18 protein-coding genes are annotated in these 19,522 nt (G+C 55.9%); 10 read left to right on the forward strand and 8 right to left on the reverse strand.

Annotation, left to right across the window (positions count from 1 at the left end):
• Window positions 1–57 precede the first annotated feature (57 nt).
• From LIX91_RS05555 to LIX91_RS05580, 6 genes are all read left to right on the forward strand, one after another.
• On the forward strand, window positions 58–816 hold the full coding sequence (locus tag LIX91_RS05555; RefSeq protein WP_003417444.1) for a DeoR/GlpR family DNA-binding transcription regulator: 759 nt from the start codon (window positions 58–60) through the stop codon (window positions 814–816).
• Complete coding sequence (locus tag LIX91_RS05560; RefSeq protein WP_003417441.1) at window positions 794–2,074, forward strand: Zn-dependent hydrolase; 1,281 nt, start codon at window positions 794–796, stop codon at window positions 2,072–2,074. Before LIX91_RS05555 ends, LIX91_RS05560 begins: the two co-directional genes overlap by 23 nt.
• A 10-nt stretch (window positions 2,075–2,084) precedes the next feature.
• Window positions 2,085–3,038: an aminoglycoside phosphotransferase family protein gene (locus tag LIX91_RS05565; protein ID WP_226488100.1), complete on the forward strand. Its 954-nt coding sequence runs from the start codon at window positions 2,085–2,087 to the stop codon at window positions 3,036–3,038.
• Complete coding sequence (locus LIX91_RS05570; RefSeq protein WP_003411386.1) at window positions 3,035–3,970, forward strand: choline kinase family protein; 936 nt, start codon at window positions 3,035–3,037, stop codon at window positions 3,968–3,970. The genes LIX91_RS05565 and LIX91_RS05570 overlap by 4 nt, the downstream gene beginning before the upstream one ends.
• A gap of 146 nt (window positions 3,971–4,116) precedes the next feature.
• A complete protein-coding gene (locus LIX91_RS05575; protein ID WP_003315392.1) occupies window positions 4,117–4,377 on the forward strand; it encodes a hypothetical protein in 261 nt (86 codons plus the stop codon).
• Window positions 4,374–5,903 carry a sodium:solute symporter gene (locus tag LIX91_RS05580; protein ID WP_226488101.1) on the forward strand — a complete coding sequence of 510 codons (1,530 nt, stop codon included), beginning with the start codon at window positions 4,374–4,376 and terminating at the stop codon, window positions 5,901–5,903. The genes LIX91_RS05575 and LIX91_RS05580 overlap by 4 nt, the downstream gene beginning before the upstream one ends.
• On the opposite strand, the gene LIX91_RS05585 is transcribed toward LIX91_RS05580, so the two are convergent.
• Window positions 5,893–6,801, reverse strand: a complete 909-nt coding sequence (locus tag LIX91_RS05585) for a LysR family transcriptional regulator (protein WP_226488102.1) — start codon at window positions 6,799–6,801, stop codon at window positions 5,893–5,895. The genes LIX91_RS05580 and LIX91_RS05585 overlap by 11 nt on opposite strands.
• A gap of 128 nt (window positions 6,802–6,929) precedes the next feature.
• Here LIX91_RS05585 and LIX91_RS05590 point away from each other — a divergent pair, with 128 nt between their 5' ends.
• Window positions 6,930–7,793, forward strand: a complete 864-nt coding sequence (locus LIX91_RS05590; protein ID WP_003417432.1) for an aldo/keto reductase family oxidoreductase — start codon at window positions 6,930–6,932, stop codon at window positions 7,791–7,793.
• 20 nt (window positions 7,794–7,813) lie between these two features.
• Here the strand turns inward: LIX91_RS05590 and LIX91_RS05595 are convergent, their stop codons facing one another.
• Window positions 7,814–8,650: a pirin family protein gene (locus LIX91_RS05595; RefSeq protein WP_226488103.1), complete on the reverse strand. Its 837-nt coding sequence runs from the start codon at window positions 8,648–8,650 to the stop codon at window positions 7,814–7,816.
• A 112-nt stretch (window positions 8,651–8,762) separates the two neighbouring features.
• Between LIX91_RS05595 and LIX91_RS05600 the strand changes: the two genes are divergently transcribed.
• A complete protein-coding gene (locus tag LIX91_RS05600; protein ID WP_226488104.1) occupies window positions 8,763–9,671 on the forward strand; it encodes a LysR family transcriptional regulator in 909 nt (302 codons plus the stop codon).
• 169 nt (window positions 9,672–9,840) lie between these two features.
• On the opposite strand, the gene LIX91_RS05605 is transcribed toward LIX91_RS05600, so the two are convergent.
• Window positions 9,841–10,689, reverse strand: coding sequence for a LysR substrate-binding domain-containing protein (locus tag LIX91_RS05605; protein ID WP_226488105.1), 849 nt, complete (start codon window positions 10,687–10,689; stop codon window positions 9,841–9,843).
• A gap of 115 nt (window positions 10,690–10,804) precedes the next feature.
• Between LIX91_RS05605 and LIX91_RS05610 the strand changes: the two genes are divergently transcribed.
• Together LIX91_RS05610 and LIX91_RS05615 are read left to right on the forward strand one after the other, a co-directional pair.
• The gene (locus LIX91_RS05610; protein ID WP_226488106.1) at window positions 10,805–11,815 is read left to right on the forward strand and encodes a hypothetical protein; all 1,011 of its coding nucleotides are present in this window, start codon (window positions 10,805–10,807) and stop codon (window positions 11,813–11,815) included.
• A complete protein-coding gene (locus LIX91_RS05615; RefSeq protein ID WP_226488107.1) occupies window positions 11,812–12,807 on the forward strand; it encodes a 2OG-Fe(II) oxygenase in 996 nt (331 codons plus the stop codon). Before LIX91_RS05610 ends, LIX91_RS05615 begins: the two co-directional genes overlap by 4 nt.
• 209 nt (window positions 12,808–13,016) lie before the next feature.
• Here the strand turns inward: LIX91_RS05615 and pdxH are convergent, their stop codons facing one another.
• The 5 genes from pdxH to LIX91_RS05640 form a co-directional block, all read right to left on the reverse strand.
• Window positions 13,017–13,598, reverse strand: coding sequence for a pyridoxamine 5'-phosphate oxidase (pdxH, locus tag LIX91_RS05620; RefSeq protein ID WP_226488108.1), 582 nt, complete (start codon window positions 13,596–13,598; stop codon window positions 13,017–13,019).
• Window positions 13,579–14,808, reverse strand: coding sequence for an MFS transporter (locus LIX91_RS05625; RefSeq protein ID WP_003417420.1), 1,230 nt, complete (start codon window positions 14,806–14,808; stop codon window positions 13,579–13,581). Before LIX91_RS05625 ends, pdxH begins: the two co-directional genes overlap by 20 nt.
• Window positions 14,805–15,887 (reverse strand): phosphoglycerate kinase, encoded by a 1,083-nt coding sequence (pgk, locus tag LIX91_RS05630; protein WP_003417417.1) that lies wholly within the window; start codon window positions 15,885–15,887, stop codon window positions 14,805–14,807. The genes LIX91_RS05625 and pgk overlap by 4 nt, the downstream gene beginning before the upstream one ends.
• Window positions 15,884–17,182 carry an aspartate aminotransferase family protein gene (locus tag LIX91_RS05635; protein ID WP_080052568.1) on the reverse strand — a complete coding sequence of 433 codons (1,299 nt, stop codon included), beginning with the start codon at window positions 17,180–17,182 and terminating at the stop codon, window positions 15,884–15,886. The genes pgk and LIX91_RS05635 overlap by 4 nt, the downstream gene beginning before the upstream one ends.
• 93 nt (window positions 17,183–17,275) lie before the next feature.
• Window positions 17,276–19,444: an FAD/NAD(P)-binding protein gene (locus LIX91_RS05640; protein WP_032702952.1), complete on the reverse strand. Its 2,169-nt coding sequence runs from the start codon at window positions 19,442–19,444 to the stop codon at window positions 17,276–17,278.
• Window positions 19,445–19,522: the final 78 nt, after the last annotated feature.

Consider the following 19,522-nt stretch of genomic DNA (forward strand, 5'->3'; position numbering starts at 1 on the left):
CAGCGGCCCAAGGGCCCGGACACTGGAGTCATCACTTTGCAACGGAATGTCACCCCCATGCTCAATCAGCCGCGTCTGGACGAAATCATGCGCCTGCTCGTTCAACAACAGCGGGTCAAGGCGTCGGACCTTGCACAATTGCTGTTCGTCTCCGAAGAGACCATCCGCCGCGACTTCAAGCATCTGGAGGAGGAGGGCAGGTTAAGGCGAATTCACGGCGGTGCCATTCTGCCCAGGTCCAGCGAAGAATTGCCGTTGCAGGAGCGCAGCAGGCTCAAGCCTCGCGCCAAGGCGAGCATCGCCGTGCGTGCTGCGCAGCTGGTCAGTGAAGGCATGGCGATCTTTCTCGACACCGGTACCTCGACGCTGGCGCTGGCCCAGCAACTGACCCGGTTCAGTCAGTTGAAGATCATCACCAACTCGCTTGACATCGCTCAGCTGATATCGCACCAGAGCGACAATCAGGTTCTGGTTGCGCCCGGCGATGTGCGGCGCACCGACAACGCCTTGATAGGCCCCCATACACTGGAGTTCGCCCGGCAGTTTCACTACGACATTGCCTTCATGGGCATCGGTGGCATTGACCTGGACTTCGGCCTTATGGATTACCAGGAGCCGGAAGCCATGTTGCGCAGGACGCTGGTCAGGCATTGCACGCGAAGTGTGGTGCTGGCCGACGATGGCAAGTTCGGTCATCGCACCTTTATCAACACCCTGCCATTTGCCGCGATCACGACCCTGGTCACCAATCGCGCGCTTTCCGACGAGTTTGCGACACGCCTGGAGAAAGATCATGTCGACACCCTCTATTCCTGAGCTGATCGAGCCGAGCGCAACTGATCTGGCAGCGTTCGAAGCCTTGTTTCGGCAAAGCTCGGCCATCGGTGCGACACCGGCCGGTGGCCTGCATCGGCTGGCGGCCTCGGCTGAGGACGGTCAGGTACGTGACCTGTTTCGGGGCTGGCTCGGAGAGCACGGCTTCGAAGTTCGCATCGATGCGGTGGGCAACCTGTTCGGCCTCATGACCTTTGATCCCGATGCGCCTTATCTGCTCTGCGGTTCACACCTGGACAGCCAGCCGAGTGCCGGGCGTTTCGATGGCGTATACGGCGTGCTTGCCGGTGCCGTGGCGGTGTCCAGTCTGGCGCGGCAATTGCGTGAACGTGGCAATGTCCCGCGCTGCAATCTGGCGGTCGTCAACTGGACCAACGAGGAGGGCGCGCGCTTTCAGCCGAGCCTGATCGGCAGCGGTGTGTTCACCGGTGCCTTGACGCTGGATAACGCCTGGGAAAGCCGCGATGGCGACGGCATCCGGCTCAAGGACGCCCTGCAGGCCATCGGTTATCTGGGCAACGACCGGGTTGATTTGAACATTGCCGGGTATGTTGAAATTCATGTCGAGCAGGGCGCTGGCCTGGAAAGCAGCCAGACCGCCATCGGCGTTGTGCGCGAGACCTGGGCTGCCCTGAAAAGGCGGGTACGTTTCGACGGCGAACAGAATCACACCGGCCCCACGCCCATGGCCGCGCGCCGGGATGCGTTGCTGGCCGCCGCACACACCATCACTGCGGTGCATGACGAAGCCTTGCAGCACGGCGTGCAGATGCACAGTTCGGTAGGGCGTATCGAGGTCTACCCCAATTCGCCCAACGTGGTGCCTTCGCGGGTGTCGCTGCTGATCGAGTACCGCTCCCGCGATGTCGATCTGCTGAGCGCTGCCTCGGAACGCCTGGATGCAACGCTGAGCGCGATCGCTGACAAGACCATGACATCGTTTGAAGTGGAAAGCAGCGTGTTGCGCTCACCTGCCAGGCTGCATGACGGGTTCGCTGGACTGGCGCATGACGTAGGCGCCGAGCTGGGTTTGTCGACCACCGACAGCATGACCGTGGCCGGTCATGATGCGATCAGTCTGAACAGGCGCTATCCCGTGTGCCTGCTGTTCATCCCCAGCAGCAATGGCGTTTCCCATAACGAGGCCGAGTACACCAGCGATCAGGACATGCACAACGGTTTGCGCATGCTGACCGGTCTGTTGCATCGGGCTTGCACCTCATCTGCGTCATTTGGTTGAGGGCCTGACCATGTCATATGCCGACGACTTGACCACACGCCTGCGCAGCGCATTGACATCCTGCGGGTTCGCGGCAGACGCCGAGATCGAGAACGTTACCCAGGGCGTGGCTTCGCCCTCGAGATTGTCGACCGAGTGGGCCGGCTTTCGGGTCAACAGCGCGCAGGGCGCTTGCTACGTCAAGGTTCTGCATGCCGACATGGCGCCACTGATCGATTTCGATAACGTAGCCCAGGCCAGCGAATGTGCCGGCCGTAGCGCTGCTGCACCGCGGCTCCTTGGCGCAGACCAGGCCAATGGCGTGCTGATCTTCGAGGACTTGGGTGTCGACTGGCGAGCTGCGCGGCTCGACGATCTGCTCGCACCCGGCCGGCTTCAAGCGCTGTGGGCACTCAAGCGGCAGGTGCATGCCGGACCTGTGCCTGATGTGGTGCGTTCACCGATGGCGGATATCCAGCGCCTGCACACACTGTGCGAGCACGATAACGTTGCGCTGCCTGCCGAGCATCAATGGATCGACCGTTGCGTCGACATGGCCTGGCAGGCGCTGCAGAGCCGCTCCGTGCAAGCGGCTCCGCTGCACGGCGACGGTGTGTCGAGCAACGTCATGGTGTCCAGCGAAGGCCAGTTGCGTCTGGTGGATTTTGACTACGGTGGCTGCATGGACCCGTGGTACGACGTGGCGATGACCCTCAATGAGCTTTATTCGTTCGAGCGCCAGTGGCGCGAAGGGATCAGCGCGTGGGCCGGGCAATGCCTGGAAATCGACTACGCCGTGTGCCGTCTGTATGCGTTGATCAACGACTGGTACTGGACATTGTGGGGGCTTTGGGCCGGCACCACGTCCTCACGGCCACTGGAGTTCTCCAAGGTCGGGCAATGGACGCTGTTGCGTTGCCGACAATGCGTTCAGGACCCGCGGCTGGAAGGCTGGATGCGTCAGGTTCAGGAGGGTAGAGCATGAAAACGTTAGGGCAGTCGGTCAGTACCCAGGAGCGACAACTGGAAGCCGCCGTGCGCAGCATCGACAGCTGGCAGGGGCGCCGTGTTGACTACGAGCCTGTCAGTGGCGGCATCTCCAACACCAACTGGCGGGTCGAGGTCGAGGGCGCCGACACGGCGTACTTCTTCAAGGTGCCAGGCGTCGGTACAGAGATGTTCATCGACCGTCACACCGCCCACGAGGCCAGTGTGAAGGCTGCGCAAACCGGTTATGGCGCACCGGTTTTCGCCTTCCTCGAAGCCTTTGGTGTCGAGGTGTTCGAGTTCATGGAGGGCTGGCGGGCGTCGTCCAACCATGACTTTCTGCAGCGCGACATACGCCACAGTGCCCTGCACGGGCTCAAGGCATTCAACGATCAACCGTTGCTGCAACAGACCAAGACCGTGTTCGACATGATCGCCGAGCATCAGAGCCAGGTGGCGGAACTGAAGGGCATCAAGCCTCAGGATGACGATTGGTTGTGCCTGCAATACCAGCGCGCAAAAGCTGCGCTGCAAGCTTCCGGGATCGATCTTGCGCCGTGCATGAACGACACGCTGGCAGGCAACTTCATGCTCAACGCGGATCGCCAGATTCGTCTGGTGGATTTCGAGTACGCCTCCAACAACGATCGCCATTATGAATTGGCGCTGTGGTTCGGCGAGATGTTTTTCAGCGACGACATGGAGCTGGCGCTGATCGAGGATTACTTCGGCCAGGTCAGCGCGCAAACGGTCGCGCGGATCAAGCTCAACAAAGCCTTGGCCGACATCAAATGGTCGACCTGGGCGATGGTGCAGCACGCGGTGTCGCAACTGGACTTCGACTTTTACAAGTACGGCACCTGGAAGCACATGCGGGCGCGCAGCATCATCAATGATTCGCAATGGGAAACCTGGCTGCGGCAGGTCTGAGTCGATCTCGTCCTGTGAGCCTTCGAACACGTAAAACAAGTACTTCAATAATAAAAAAGTAGCGGGTAACCGCGTGTTTCTTTCACTGCTTGAGTTTTATCCGATCACTTATCCATAGCCAGATCCTGAAATTCAAGGAGCACTCCATGAGTAACGTTCCGTCCCTTTCTACCCCCGGCCGCCTGAAGAATCTGGTGTTTGGCCTGTACTTCTTCGCGCTGTTGATGATGGCGCTGTTTCCGCCGTTTTACCTCAAGGTCAGCGGCAGCGCCGTGCTGGTGCTGGGCATTCCGCTGCCGATCTTCTACTGGATTCTGATCGCGGTGCTCATGGGGCTGGGCCTGTGGATGCTCTACGTGGTCGAGTCGCTGCTGGGTGAAATTCCACAAGAGGGGGACGGGCAATGATCAGTACGACTATGGTTTCGGATCTTTACATCACCTTCGGCCTGATCGGTGTATTTCTGGCGGGCATGATTGCGGTGCTGTACGCGACGAACCGCAAGAGCGAGAGCTTTTCCGATTACGCGGTGGGCGGTCGCTCTTACGGGCCGTGGTTCATCGCCATGTGCTACACCAACTCCTGGTGGCCGGGCGCAACGTTCACGGCGTTTTTCGCCTTGTCGGTCGGTGGCGCGCTGGGCTTTTACGGCATGGTTTACGCCACGCTGGGCGTGACCGCGATGTACCTGATGGCCAATCGTGCCTGGACCTGGGGCAAGCGCTTCAACCTGACCACCCAACCGGATTTGCTGGGCATGCGCTTCAACAGTCCCGTGGTCAAACGCATTGCTTCGATCATCGGCATCATCTCGGTATTCCCCTGGGTGGTGATGGGGATTCAGGCCCTCGCGACGCTTTTCCAGTTCGCCAGCTTCGGTCGTTGGGGCGTGACCACCTGCCTGTTGGTCGGCGTGGCGGTGATCCTGATTCGTCAGTACTGGACGGTGAGCATGGGCATGCGCGGCCTGATCATGACCGACATGTATCAGGGGCTGATCGCCTATGTACTGTGCGCTGCGCTGTGCATCTTCCTGCTGTTCGGCGTGCAGGCCTCGTTCAGCAACCTGTCGCAGCTGCCCGCCAGCATGCTGGTAATCCCCGGCGGAGCAGGCAGTACCTATGGCCCGATGTACATGTTCAGCCTGATCTTTACCGGCGTGATCGGCTCGATGTGCTGGCCGATGAGCTTTCAACGCATCTATACCGCCAGCGGCGTGCGCTCGGTGAAGAAGGGCACGCTGCTGACCATCCTGCTGGTCGGCGGCTTCTACGGCATTCTGATGCTCTTCGCCGCAGCAATCAGCCAGGACCCGAATGTCGCGGCTCATCCGCAACACGGCTGGTTCCTGTCGTTGTTCGATATCGGCGGGCCATGGCTGCTTGGCGTGGCAATCATGATCGTACTGGCGGCCAGTATCGGCCATGTCGACGGCTGCGTGCAGGTGTGCGGTACGCAGTTTGCCAATGACCTGGCGACTTGGAGCAAGCCACGCAGTGATCGCGAGAAGACCATTCTCGCCAAGGTCGGCATGGTGGTGTTCATTGCGGCGGCCTCATTGCTGGCCTACCTGACCTTCGACTACGCCCGCCTGCAATTGCTGGCGCAGATTTCCTATCAGGGCATCATCCAGCTGGCCGTGCCGCTGTTCTTCGGGGTCTTCAGCCGTCGTGGCAACAAGCAAGGCGCGATTGCCGGCATGCTGGTGGGCATTGTGATCGCGATTGTGCTGACCACCATCTACCCCGATGACATTCCGGCTCTGGGTTCTTTGACCAGCGGCATCATCGGCCTGATCTTCAATGCGGGCATTTTTGTCGCGTGCGCCATTGCAATCAAGCCAAGTGCGGAGGAGGCCAGACGGGTTGATGAGTTGTTCGCCATGGCAGCACCGGCGCGTCATGGCGTAGGCCCGATTGCGGCTATGGGCTGATGTCGCGGGCATTGATAAAGTCGATGAAGGCCCTGAGTGGCGAGGGCAGGTAGCGGCGTCCTGGATAGTACAGATACGGCCCGGTGAAGCGCTGCCACCAGGGCTCAAGTATCGGTTCCAGTGCGCCGCTGTCCAGATGAGGCTGTAACCAGTCCTCGAACAGGTGGACAACACCCAGCCCGTCGATGGCGGCCTGCACCGTCAGATCAAAGGCTCCGCCTATTCTGACGGTCAACGGGCCTGCCGGGTCGACCTTGACGGTTTCACCACCGCGCTCGTATTCCCACAGCGGTATTACCCCGCTGGGGAATTTGCCTCGCAGGCAGGCGTGCTCCAGCAAGTCTTTCGGGTGCACAGGACGTCCTCTGGCGTTCAGGTACGCGGGTGACGCGGCCGTGGCAAAGCGCTGGAATCTCGGGCCGATGGGGACGGCAATCATGTCCTGCTCCAGTCGTTCATCGTAGCGGATGCCCGCATCACAGCAGGCGGCGAGCATATCGACAAAGCTTTCCTCGGTGACCACCTCCAGGCGAATGTCGGGGTAGGTTTGCAGGAATGGCGTGATGATCGACGGCAGCACCAGCCTGGCGGCGCTGACGGGGACGTTCAATCTCAACGTTCCTGACGGGCGATCACGAAAGTCGTTGACCACATCCAGGGCCGACTCCACCGCGCCAAGCGCGGGCACGATGCGCTCCATGAGCTTGGCACCAGCCTCGGTCGGGGCCACGCTGCGGGTGGTGCGGTTGAGTAGCCTCACCCCAAGCCGCGCCTCCATTCGGCGTATGGCGTCGCTCAGGCTCGATGCAGATTTGCCGCTGGTCCGCGCTGCCTCGCGAAACCCTCCGGCATTGACCACTGCGACGAATGCCAGCAGGTCCTGAATATCGGTAGTCATTCTTCCTTCCCCATTCCGTCCTGTTCAGTGTTCTGTGAGCCGTACAGGTTGTGCCGATTACACCTGATTATCAGCGCAGTGCTCAATGCCTATAGTGAGGTTCACATATCGGGATCAAGGGGCACACAATGAGTCATGCAAGCAAGGCGGGTACATTTCTGTTGGGCAGCCATCGCGTCAATCGCATGGGCTATGGGGCGATGCAACTGGCAGGGCCTGGCGTGTTCGGCCCTGCGAAAGACCCCCAGGCAGCCGTTGCGGTATTGCGTGAAGCCCTCGCGCTGGGGGTTAACCATATCGATACGGCAGACTTCTACGGCCCGCATGTCACCAATAAGCTGATTCGTGAGGCACTGCATCCTTATGCACAGGACCTGCTGATCGTCACCAAGGTTGGCGCGGTACGTGGCCCGGATGCTTCATGGAATCCTGCGTTCAGCCCGGCGCAGTTGACCGGGGCGGTGCATGACAATCTGAACAACCTCGGCCTCGATGTGCTTGATGTCGTCAACTTTCGGGCATGGGGAGACCAGCACTCGCCGGCAGAAGGATCCATCGAAGAACCCTTGACCGTGCTGGCCGACTTGCAGCGCCAGGGTTTGATCCGGCACCTTGGGGTGAGTAACGTCACTGCAAGACAAGTCAGACAGGCGCAGGAAATCGCTGACATTGTTTGTGTACAGAATCATTACAACCTTTCCCACCGCACTGACGAAGCGCTGATTGCAGAGCTGGGCGAGCAGGGCATTGCCTATGTACCGTTCTTCCCGATGGGCGGATTTTCACCCCTGCAATCGCAAATCCTGACCCGAGTGGCTGGTCGCCTGAATGCTTCGCCACTGTGTGTCGCCCTGGCGTGGTTGCTGCAGCGCGCAGCGAATATTCTGCTCATTCCCGGTACGTCCTCGCTGGCTCATCTGCGCGAAAACCTTAATGCCAGTGAACTGGTCATCGCGCCTGAGCTGCTTGCCGAGCTTGATAGCGTGGCGTAGCGCAATGCCGTGCTGTGCAGTCAGAGCCTGCCTTGTTCGCGCAGCAATGCGCCGATTCGCTCTATCTCCAGCTCGCCCTGAATGAGCGCTGCCTTGCTGGTGTGTACCGAGTAGTAGCCTGTGACCAGGTCGTGCGGGTGCTTGACTGCCGATCCCAGCACGAAGTGGGTATCACCCTTGGCGACGATGTCGATGGGGCGATCCGATTCCTCGAAAATCACCAGCTCACCCGCGCCGACCGGGCCGCCCGCGTCGAGCTGTCCGGTGTTGACTGCCAGCCAGCCCACGCTATGGCCTGCGGGTGGTGTGTAGCGCCAGTGCTCGCCATCCTTGAGCTGTACTGCGAGATAATTCATGCCTTCCGGTGCTGGCAGGCTGCTTTTTGCGCTGCCATAGCGTCCCAGCAGCACGTTTGCCGGGCCTTGTTGCGCAACCTGCGCTGCCGACAGGTACACACTTTGTGCCGGGCCATTTTCCTGCGCGGCGGGCAGTGCGACCCATAGCTGAAAGCCCCTCACAGCCGAACCGTTTACTGGCTGGGCGTCATGCCAGACGCCATTGCCGGCGCTCATCCATTCCACACCGCCGCTGAGCAGTACTCCGGATTTGCCGGTGGTGTCTTCATAGGTGAGTTCGCCTTCGATCATGTAGGTCAGCGTCGCGATACCCGAATGCGGGTGCATGCCGAATCCCGTTTTTTCCGGCTCGGACGTGAAGCCGATTCGATCGAGAAACACGAAAGGCTTCAACAATTGACCCAGATCGCCCGGGCTCACCAGTCGGGTGATCGGCCCGCGGGTTCTGCCGGTAGTGCGATGGACGATGGCGCGTGGCCGAATGCTGACGATGCTGTTCATGGCGTTCTCCTCTGGGCCTTGATGCCTGAGCGCAAAGAATAAGCGTCAATACATTGCTTGATTAGCCGGTATAGTTGGCTTGGACTGATCCATAAATAAGAGGAATCATGGCGTGGCGTTCGATCTCAACGATGTTGCGCTGTTCGTGCAGGTGGTGCGCAGCGGCAGTTTTGCCCAGGCAGCAAGGCATTTGGGCATGCCGTCCAATACGATCAGCCGCAGGGTTCAGCAACTGGAAATGCAACTGGACACGCGACTGTTGCAGCGATCGACGCGCAAGCTGGTGCTCACTCAGGCTGGAGAGGAGTTCTACGACCGATGCGTGGGCGCGGTCGACGGGGTAATGGAAGCCGCAGAGCAGCTTGCATCTGGGCGCGATGAGCCAAGTGCCCTGGTGCGTATCGCAGCGATGGCTGATTTCTTCGACTTTTTCTCGATGGACTGGGTGGCCGGTTTTCTTGCCCGTTACCCGCGTGTTCAACTGGAGTTCGTGCTCAGTGATGATCACGCCGACCTGATCGCTGACCGGCTGGACATCGCCTTTCGGGGTGGTCCTTTGCAGGACTCTGGGTACGTAGGGCGGCAACTGATTGATGAAGGCCATGACACGATGGTCGCCAGTCCTGCTTATATTGCCGTTCATGGCATGCCTGATTCCCTGCAGAGCCTGCACAGTCATTACTGTGTCAGTGCAGCGCATCGCGGCGGCGTCACGGCATGGCGGCTACTCGGTCCGGACACGAAGATGCATGAGGTACACATTGCCAGCCGGTTCAATGCCAACACCGCGCAGGCGCTGCGCAAGGCAACCCTCGCCGGGCTTGGTATCGCGTTGTTGCCTGCGACGCTGATCCGCTCGGATCTGCGGGATGGCCGACTGGTGCCGGTACTGACGCAGTACCAGCGCACCAGTCATGGTCTGCATGTGCTTTATCCCAGCCGACAACATCTGCCGCCGGCGGTGTCGGCATTTATTGCGTTGGTGATGGACAAACTCAGGGACAAGGCGTTTGCGGTATGACAATCATTCTGACAGGTGATCGAGATCACATCGGGTTGGCGGTCGTATTACCGGTCGATCTGAGGAGGCTCGACCCGAAAGCGTGGGGTGTAGTCAACTTTCGGGGCGGAGATACTTGTATTTCTACATTCCGAGTGAGCATTGAGATGCGCGCGCAGGCGCATGGAGGTCAGCGTTTGAAAGTGCGCGTGAGTAGCCCTTGCAGATACATGGCGCCCGGATTGTCAGCGTCGCTCAAGAGGTAAATATAGTGTTTGGGCAGGGCGGGTAAAAGCACTCCTTCGATGTTCGCGGTCAGACTGTCGTTCAGCATACCAGTCTCCATCAGCCCGATGGCCAAGCCACTGCGGATGGTAGCGTCAAGCGCTGGAGAACTTGCACTTTCGAGCAGAACACGATGGGGTAGCCCTACCTTCCTGAGGGCATCAATGGCTGCGTCACGATAGGGGCAGCCCTGTAACTGCACTGCGATTGGCAATGGCATATCAGGATCGTATTTGAACTCTCGAGAGGCAACCCAGCAAGGCGAGGTCGTACATATCAATTCGCCTTGGCTCAGGCGTTGCGGAGAAACCACCAAGGTGATATCCAGTAAATGTCGCGAGAAGAGGCTGAATAGCTCCCCGCTCGAGCGTGCCTCCACCTCCAGTTGCAGTGAAGGATTACTCATTACAAATACCGGCAGCAGGTCTGTCATCACGCCGGCGGCATAAGAGTCTGGCACCCCCAGTCTCAGCTTTCCTTTGAGCAGTTGTGGCGACAGGGACGCCAGTAAACGGTCGTGGCTTAGCAGAAATTCGGTCGTATCAGCCAGTAAGCGTCGACCAAACTGCGTAAGTTCGACCAGTTGGTTGTTGCGATTGAAAAGACGTTGCCCTACCAGTTCTTCAAGCTTTTGAATTTGCGTCGTCACGGCAGAAGGGCTCCGGTTGACATAACCTGCCGCATCTTTGAACCGGCCAAATCGCGCCACCGCATGAAAAGTTCTTAATACATCAACGTCAAGTGCGCGCGCCATAATTCAATTCCTTTTAATTATAAATTTTGATCATTCAAATCGACAAATTATCGGCGTTACTATAGGTTTGCTAGCCATGTTTGGCGGTTAATCTCCATGGAGTCTGGAAATAGTTATGTCTATCAGTGAGTTGGTAATAAGGGCGTTGAGTAGGCATAAGGGATTCGAGTCGGCACACATATGGAGTGTCGAGAACGAGGAGAAGTACTCGACACTTGAGCTGCAGCGCGCCTCGGGATTGCGAAGTAAGCTAGTCAGCAAAGAGATCTTCTCACTCATGCGTCACCTCAATCATGAAGGTATTTTCACTCGTGGTCTTTGTAGCGGAATCCAGGGTCAAGGCTCTCTAAAAGATACCCTCGCTGCGTTCGGTGAACACGTGTCTGCATTGGCCCAAGGGAAAAAGGTGCACTACGTGGAGCTCGGTCCAGAGCCTATAAAAACTGCTCATTTGGTCAAGGCTTTAAGGACTCAAGCGTCAGGCATATTGCTCTATACAGCAGTCGACATCAATGAGACTTCAGAGCGTTCAATGAAAAATGCTATTGCACCATTACTCGATAATGAGAATAATTTTCATTATGTGGCGGCCAATTATCATCACCTTTGCCGATCTGACATCGACAGAAAGCAAGACCTGACGTTAATCACTATGCTTGGTTTTCAAGAGGGCAACGAACTCCCGACGGTCATCGGCGAGCTGATACGGAATTTAAGCGACAGCACGACCTATGTCGTTTCGGAAATGCAGCTTTATATCGAAGGCCATAACAAACATATTTATGATTTTTATCAAAACGACTGCATGGTCGCCTTCTCGATACTGGTTAGTCAACTCCAGGATTTTCAAACGGCGGGGGACCATATTGTAACGTTATTGACACTTCCTGTTCTGGGGCGCGAGCTTTATGCAGCCGTTACCCTGCAGCCAGGCACACGGGACGGCGTCCCCGGTTATTTGATCACCAATATCTGTCTGAAATACACCCTGGAGCAATTTCGCGCCATTCGTCAATACCAGGGCTTGGAGGTGATTGACGAGTTCATGACTGGAGACGCCAGCGTCGTCTACCAACTTTCCCGCCTGAAAAAGCCGGGACGTGATGCAGGGAGTGTCATCCAGTGAATGACAGCCCCTATGCATTGCCGGTTTTCGCACAAGGTCTGCGCCGTGCCAGGGTGGCATTGAAAACGTCCTTCACACCCTCACCCAAGCGGCTGCCTGTAAATGAGACGGTGTCGTTGATGTGGGATGATCGATTCGTTGAGGTCGGAAGTGACTGGGTTCGAGATGCCAGAACGCTCGCTGATCTCGGGTATAAAAACTCCTTTTTTGGAGGCATTGCGCCGGAACGTATGACCGCCATAGCTCGCCTGCGCCAATGGTTGGCCGATGAAGCGGTCCTGGCTTTGCGACATGATTGCATGGCCTTGGAGTGTTATTCAGAAGAGCGTGACTGGATCATTACCAAACGCACGCGCGGGGCCACGCAATATTCGAAGTTTATCGATGACATGATGAATAGCCGGGCATTCCTGTTGGCTGTTTCGCGCATCGCCGGCGTTCCCCTTGTTCCTTACCCGCTGGTCAATGCACGCTCACAGGTTAATTACTACTATCCGCGCCACGCACCCAACCAGAAAGAACAGGTCGGTATGTGGCACACTGACGGTACCTCTTTTGTCTTGAATATTCTGATGTCAGAGGCGGACGAGTTTGAGGGCGGTAATTTTCTTTGTCATGAAGGCACGGTTGATACCTTTCAGAAGGGGGAGCCTCAACAGGCGTTTGTCAGAAAGGCAGACCTCGTCAGTACTGGCGATTCGTTATTCATCCACGGCAGCAGATTGTTCCATGGTGTAGAGCCAGTGGTTGAGGGACGTCGCATGTCACTGGTACTGTCATTCCACAATCCTTACTCCGCTGAAGACGTCAACCAGTTCTGGCACCTTGCCTCTGACGACGGGATCGGCAAAACCCTTAGTGGGTGGATGAAGCTAAAGCGCGATCTGACTAGAGACGCGGCAGAGCAGTATCTCCGTCTCGGAATAAAAGCTATAACGTTTGACGATCTCTTGTCCTGTCAGCCTGAGGTATCAGGGCGCTATCGCTCATAACCGAATTTTTTATGAGCGTGATTGGCTTGCCATTGCTATTCGTTCTGTCCTGAATTTCAAGGTTTATTGGGGCGGGTAGGGGGCAAGCCACGGGTGCTTCCATTCAATGTCTGCCCCTCGTGTGGCTCTAGCTGTAGTTGTATCTGGAGCCACCCGTGACTCTGATCTGGGGCGCCATGGTGTTCGACGCCGCACGTGTCCATGGACTTTCATGGCTGCAGCAGTTTTTTCTCCCAGCCCTGTGGGGTCTCGGTATAGCATTCGCGCAGGTGCAGTCGACTCTCCCTGAACGTAAGAAATTCTATCGTCACAGGGCGCACTATAAATGCTCCCCAGTTTTCGGGTTTGTGTATGGGGTTATCCCCGATTACTTTTTTCATGTTCTGGAATTTTTCCAACATCTCTTGCTCTGACGAAAGCGGCTGGCTCTGCTGGCAGCTGATGGTCGTCAGCTGTGCACTTCTGGAGCGCGACTGCCAATACACCTCGGCTTTTTCCTTGGCGACCGGACTGGATATCCCTTTGACTCTGACCTGGTAACCTGGACGCTCCCACCAGAACGTCAGCGCCACCTTCGGATTGCGCTGAAGTTCATTGCCTTTTTGCGAGTCGAGAAAAGTACAGAAAACAAAGCCTTCTTCGTCGACTGACTTCAAGTCTACAAAACGTGCGTTGGGGAAGCCGTTTTCATCCGTTGTTGATACGCACATGGCCCCTGGGTGCTCAAGTGCGTGGGTACTTTTGACTTCGTTCCACCAGTGGTGAAATTGTTCAATGGGACGGGGGGTCATAACACGCTCCAGAGTCAGCAAGTCGGCCTGACGCACAGACCTGATTGAAGATATAAAAGCAGCCGATCAGAAAGCCTGACAGCAGTAGAAAATACAGGTTGCCATGGTCAGCATAGACGAACAGGCCTCCCAGCAGCGGGGCACATGCCATGCCGAGCATGTAAATATAAAAGAAAGAGAAGTAAGCGCCTTTGTAGCGTACGGGCGTGAGTAGCTCCATCGTGAAATTAGTGGTTGAGATCACGATCAGTTCCCCCAGCTTGAGCAGGATTGCGTAGGGCAGCAGGGCAGCGTAAGAGTCCAGAGAGCAGGAGAACACAATGACCTGGCTAACGATCAACAGACTCAGCGCGAGAAATATTCGCTGTCTCAGAGTGAGGCGTTGAAGCGCCTGGTTGATACTGAAGTACATGAACACAACCATCACCGTATTGATGATCTGAAGGGTTGCATAGAGCTGGATGGCGTGCGTGGGGGGGAACTGACTGTTCAATAGCATCAACAGAACGATATCGTTGCTGTGTATCACCAGATAACAGAGCACGCAGAAGGCGCACAGTGCCAGAAAAGTCTTGTCCTGGAAAATGACCTGAAGCCCTGCCGTCAGTGCGATACGTTGTTTTTTCTTTATGCCCGGAAAAACATTCAGGCAGGCGTACAACGTAATGATGAACGCACAGGCCAGGCAACCATAAAGCAGCACATCGCGGTTGTGGATGCCGGCAAGCGCTACCAGTGCCGGCGCAATTGCACCGCCTATGTTGACGTAGTAGTAACGTGCGCTGTGTGCCATTTCGATAACCTCATTCGGCGCACGGTCGCTGAGGTTGACCTTGAAACCCATCTCCAGGGTGCGGGTAGAGATAGTAAGTCCCATGAGCCCTATTACAACGACGGTCAGCTTCAGTGTCATGAGCATGGCAATGGCTGAAGCCAGAACCAGGCTCGACACCACCAGTGCCGTCCTCAAGTTGCCCGCATCGATAGCGTTTCCGGCAAGCTGGGTCGCAAAGAATGCGGACAGGGTCGCGGTGAACAGCAGGGCGCCGGACTCAAGTTGATTAAGCGAGAACTGCTGCTCGAAAATAATGACCATATAGGGGTAAGCGATGAAATACACCAGACGAATCAACAGCGTCCCGAGCAGTTCCTGAGCACAATGCCTATGGACACGCATCAGACTGGCGGCGATGACCGGAGGTCTGCTCATGAGTGCTCCTTGCAGGAGGGAAGAGCGCCTGATGACGAGAAAAACTGTAAGGCGGCGCCGCCACCCGAGGAAAGGCTGGAAAATGTCTTCACCTCGGTAAGTGTATCGCCCCCCATGAATAAGCCCTTCACGCCCGCTTGTTCCAGTCGACGATAGCAGCGGTGCGAATGTTGACTTGCCGTCGTACTGAGAGGGCCCGCAGCGAAGAATGAAAACTTTTCGGGTGTGCGTTCAATCTCATTAAAAATACGTTCGTCGATGACGAAGTCGATAATGTTGTCATCTGCTTTCACGGCCTGAAGGGCACGCGGTACAACGGCACCACGCTCACTCTCTACCAGCAGCAGCTCCGGCAAATGAATCTTGCGCAACACGTCGTGGGGAAGCGTCAGTGGGTAGTAAATCGAGCGACCTATCGGAAGGCCCAGTGCGTGGAGCACGCTATTCAACACTGCGCCTCCTGCAATAATTGCATGCACGTTCAGACGCTGTTGGTGTGACACCAAAAAGTCGACTTTCTCTACTTTATTGCCGCCCAGCAGCAAGAGAGTTCGTTGCCGCCTGTAGAGCGTTTCATACAGGTGCTGAAGAGCGCGAAGCTGGCTCTCCACCCCGTGCGAATACTGCCAGGGTAAAAACTCTTTTATTGCATCATTGGAAGCATTTTTGCGGTGTAATTTGCAAAAGCCTCCGATCACCAGGCTGCTTCCCAGTGCGGCCAACTGTCGTGCAAAATCCCTGTCGTTGTTCTGTTCTTGCGGGTAAAGACGAGTGTTGCTGAACAGGGCTATCGAGCCTGGTGCCATGCGGCGTGCATATTCGAGTGATTTCTGGCCTACGCAATCTTCCAGATAAGCCACTGGCCGGCCCAGTCTCCGGGCCAGCAGCGTTGCGAGCCACGGTGTCTGTTGCGCTGTACCTTTTTTGAAGTCCCCCTGGTGATTCAGAATGATGATCCGCCGTTCATTCGAGAGCAGCGGTATCAGCGAGGAAACATCTTCATCAATCCTGGGGTGCTCGTGCACACCCGGGTTGATATTGATGCCAGCACTGTAGAGGAGAGCAGGTTGTGTACTCATAGGGCGTGGTCGAATACTTTTCTGAATCGGTCAACCAATTCATCAATTTCGCCTTCGGTAATGATGAACGGTGGAGTAAACAGGAACGTCAGTGCCTGCCCATCCTTTCCCGATGAACGACAGGCATACAGATTGATTCCATGCTCATGGCCACAATGGATGAATTTCTGCGCCAGACTTCTGTTCAGGGTTGTCTCCACCGCCCAAAGAAGCCCTTGGCCACGAATGTCGGCAATGCAGGGAAGATTGCTCAGCCGTTCTACAAGTGTTTCCCTGAGGTAACGACCTTTGTGTCTGATCGCCTGCAATCCTACCTCGTGCTCGACCGTGTTCAGCACGGACAGTGCGATGCCCGTGGATAACGGATTTCCAGAGTAGGTATGCCCAATGAAATGGGGCGGATTGTGGCTGGCAAGTTGTTTCCCAATGCTCCGCGAAACCAGCAAACCTGATATTGGCGTAAACCCTGCACCCAGTCCCTTGCCGACAATAGTGATATCAGCCTCCGTGTCCCAGGTTTTCATGTTGAACCATTCACCGGTGCGTCCGAGCCCCGTGACGATCTCATCGGCAATCAGAAGGATATCGCGCTCCACAAGGCCGGCTTTCAGTTCGCGCATGTAGCGTTCATGAGGAACCAGCGCGCCGCCGGAAGAAGCGGTAACCGGTTCTATGAAGATGCAGGCAATGCGATCAGCGCCGAAGCGATCAATAATGTCCAGTGATTCGGTTACGCATTCCAGCTGGCAGTTCTGCGGCGCTTTGCCCATGGGGCAGTGAAGGCAATAACAGGGAGGAAGTTTTACTTCACTGATACTCGGGTCAATGGCGCTGCCGAGCAGATTGACCTTTCGCGCTCTGTCATCACCGTACTCCAGCGACTGGATGGTATTGCCGTGATTAGTAATACGTCGACCCAGCGCCACATTTTTTTGGTCTTTCCCTTGATAGCGATAGTGGTCCAAAGCAATACGATAAGCGGCTTCGGATGCTTCGGAGCCACCGTTTAGAAAGAAGGCGTAACCTTTGTTATCGTCCGATAACTCGACCAGGCGAGCTGCCAGCTGTTCGGCCTCATCACTGCGAAAGTGTAGCCGATAGGCAAAATGAAGGCGTTCGACCTGACGTTGCATCGCGTTGATAATAGTAGGGTGACAATGCCCCAGGTTGACAGTCATTGGACCCGAAGAGGCGTCGATGTAGCCGTTGCCTTGTTCATCGAAAAGCCAGACGCCCTGCCCGGAGATGACCTTGGGCACATCAGCCTTATATTCGGAGAAGGGATACATGTACATATTAAGTCTCGCACTAAAAAAGGTTAAAAATTAGCGGTCCGTGGAGAGGCGAATACCAAGGCGTTCGGTCTTTCTGATCGCCTTGGTCAGCCCTCAGGGCAAAGTCAGCGACGGCTTTTTATTCGTTGACGCGCTGATCGCAAGATCCAGCAACTCTCGGTTGACTGCATTCAGGCACGAGAGAATGTCATTGGCGACGTGGTGATTGACATTGGGTCTGATAGAGCCATTTTGAAAAAACATGATGCCTTCGGACGGCTGGCCCACGCAAAAAACCCGTTCCTTCTTGCCGTGCGAATTAATAAACTGAAACTCCCGGGTGATATTGAACCCCGACAAGGCTACCTCAACGCCGTGGCAATCCTTGTGAACCCAATAAGACGCAATCCCTTGCTCTACCAGATTGGCGAAAAGAGGGTTTTTAGCTTTCTTGATATCAAAATTATGTAGTTTGGCGTCAATCATGACATCGAGCGTGGTGAACGCTCCCGGGTCGCTCAGGCTATGAAGCCACACCACGTCATTATCAATTTGAATATTGGCCTTGGCGTAGGTAACGTCGATAATGTCAGCCGTAATGAGCGCTTCGATTTTCTCCATCAGTTCAATACAGTTGCCATTGGCTGCCCGGTTATGGACGGCATAAAAATCCTTCAACATTCGATTGTAAGAGGCGGGTGTGATACCGCCGAAATCCACGGCGTATACCACCGTCTGACGCAAATCGCGAAATACATCGTCGCAGGCACCCTTGTAAGGATTATCGAGGTTGCCTTGCTCGGACTGCAGTCGGTCCCATGTCATGAAACTGAGCAGCCTTTCACGCCACGGTGTCGACGTCGGGAAATCCATATGCGTTATGGGATCGACGATAAAGTCCCAATTGAACAGGTGTGCCTCGGGTGCGCTGCTGTGCCCCCAGGGGCTTGGACGGGCCAGTGCCTGTTGTGCGGCCTCGAAGGTAGACAGTTCGGAACTGGGCTGCTGGCCGTACAGCACCTCAATATATCTATTCACCAGCGTTTCGATCGGAATACCTTCTATGGTTGATGCGGTACCCTCGTGCAGAAAACGACTGACTTTAAAGACGGCTTCATGGGCAATGTTTTCTACTGCTCGGGTAAGCCAGGCAATCGCTGTTTCTTTTTGCCTGTTATGCTGATTGTGTCCGGCAATGAAGGCATCAACCAAGGGAACGCTTTTCTCCACCATGACGCGCAACAATTCCGGTCCGAACAATATTCGGTAGTAACACAGCTGAAGTTCCAGCATGAGCACAGGAAACACGTGCACATCGAAATCCAGTTGATGGCGATGATTGTCCCGGGAGCTTTCGGTATGCGCTGGAGATCCCAGCCGATCACGCAACGCATCCACCAGCGCACGCGTATAGAAATAGCCCGTATGTTCGTATTTGGCGAGGTCTACTTCCTTGAGATTATGCGGCCGGCTGTAGGTGAAGTAGCCCGAACGGCTGAGTGCAAACAGGCGTTTGGGCTCATTGCCCGATGGACGATAACGTAATTGCCCGTCTTCTCTGTAAAACGTGCCGCCCTTGTTTTCGGTGTAGTAAAGAAGGGTATCGATTGCGGTAAGGCCCATGCCAATAACGCCGATACGCTTGCTTTTCCATTCCGGAACGTCGAACAGAGGATAAGCAAAATTATGATACTCAATATGTTTCTTGAGGACCGGTGCGAGCGTAAAGTTATCGTGGGATTCCTGGTGCCCTGTGGCAAGCATTACCAGATCGAAAGCGTCTGGTATCGTGTTTTTTTCGGTCACCACCTGATAACGTCTCTCGCCGGTCTTGGTGACGCTCACTACATTCTCGGTAAGAAGCTTGACCTCTACGCCGGCATCCTGCAGGTCAGAAACCAGCTCGCGGAAAATCTCACACAACGATTCGCCATATAGCTCACGCGTCGGGAATTCGTCCGCTGATTTTTTGTAACGCTGATCATGTGTTTCTCTGTATTTTCTCTGCAGCCAGTCGCTGAAGGTAATCCGCGGGCAGGCAGGCAGCAGCGTGTGTTCGGTATTGGTACCGTCCGGAGCGAATGACAGTTGGCCCACTATACGATTCAACATGCTGGTTTTGGCTTGATTCGGTGAGTGTGCCCACCCCGAACCAAAGTTTCCATATTTGTCGAACAGCGAGATGCTGACCGGTTGATCATTACGATTCTTGAGCAGGCTGTAAATTCCATTCAGAAAATACATACCATTGGGCCCACCACCGATAATAGCGATATTAATCATATGGAACTCCAATAGGCGTGTCCTGTGCGACAGCCGGGTAGAGAGGCGTTATACAACGTTGTACGGTTATAACAACAA

This window comes from Pseudomonas sp. B20, assembly GCF_020515755.1.
Classification (GTDB): domain Bacteria; phylum Pseudomonadota; class Gammaproteobacteria; order Pseudomonadales; family Pseudomonadaceae; genus Aquipseudomonas; species Aquipseudomonas syringae.

Bases quoted from the DNA above. Each gene is read 5' to 3' on its own strand.
- LIX91_RS05555 (WP_003417444.1), top strand. From the start codon at position 58: ATGCTCAATCAGCCGCGTCTGGACGAAATCATGCGCCTGCTCGTTCAA.
- LIX91_RS05560 (WP_003417441.1), top strand. From the start codon at position 794: ATGTCGACACCCTCTATTCCTGAGCTGATCGAGCCGAGCGCAACTGAT.
- LIX91_RS05565 (WP_226488100.1), top strand. From the start codon at position 2,085: ATGTCATATGCCGACGACTTGACCACACGCCTGCGCAGCGCATTGACA.
- LIX91_RS05570 (WP_003411386.1), top strand. From the start codon at position 3,035: ATGAAAACGTTAGGGCAGTCGGTCAGTACCCAGGAGCGACAACTGGAA.
- LIX91_RS05575 (WP_003315392.1), top strand. From the start codon at position 4,117: ATGAGTAACGTTCCGTCCCTTTCTACCCCCGGCCGCCTGAAGAATCTG.
- LIX91_RS05580 (WP_226488101.1), top strand. From the start codon at position 4,374: ATGATCAGTACGACTATGGTTTCGGATCTTTACATCACCTTCGGCCTG.
- LIX91_RS05585 (WP_226488102.1), bottom strand. From the start codon at position 6,801: ATGACTACCGATATTCAGGACCTGCTGGCATTCGTCGCAGTGGTCAAT.
- LIX91_RS05590 (WP_003417432.1), top strand. From the start codon at position 6,930: ATGAGTCATGCAAGCAAGGCGGGTACATTTCTGTTGGGCAGCCATCGC.
- LIX91_RS05595 (WP_226488103.1), bottom strand. From the start codon at position 8,650: ATGAACAGCATCGTCAGCATTCGGCCACGCGCCATCGTCCATCGCACT.
- LIX91_RS05605 (WP_226488105.1), bottom strand. From the start codon at position 10,689: ATGGCGCGCGCACTTGACGTTGATGTATTAAGAACTTTTCATGCGGTG.
- LIX91_RS05610 (WP_226488106.1), top strand. From the start codon at position 10,805: ATGTCTATCAGTGAGTTGGTAATAAGGGCGTTGAGTAGGCATAAGGGA.
- pdxH (WP_226488108.1), bottom strand. From the start codon at position 13,598: ATGACCCCCCGTCCCATTGAACAATTTCACCACTGGTGGAACGAAGTC.
- LIX91_RS05625 (WP_003417420.1), bottom strand. From the start codon at position 14,808: ATGAGCAGACCTCCGGTCATCGCCGCCAGTCTGATGCGTGTCCATAGG.
- pgk (WP_003417417.1), bottom strand. From the start codon at position 15,887: ATGAGTACACAACCTGCTCTCCTCTACAGTGCTGGCATCAATATCAAC.
- LIX91_RS05635 (WP_080052568.1), bottom strand. From the start codon at position 17,182: ATGTACATGTATCCCTTCTCCGAATATAAGGCTGATGTGCCCAAGGTC.
- LIX91_RS05640 (WP_032702952.1), bottom strand. From the start codon at position 19,444: ATGATTAATATCGCTATTATCGGTGGTGGGCCCAATGGTATGTATTTT.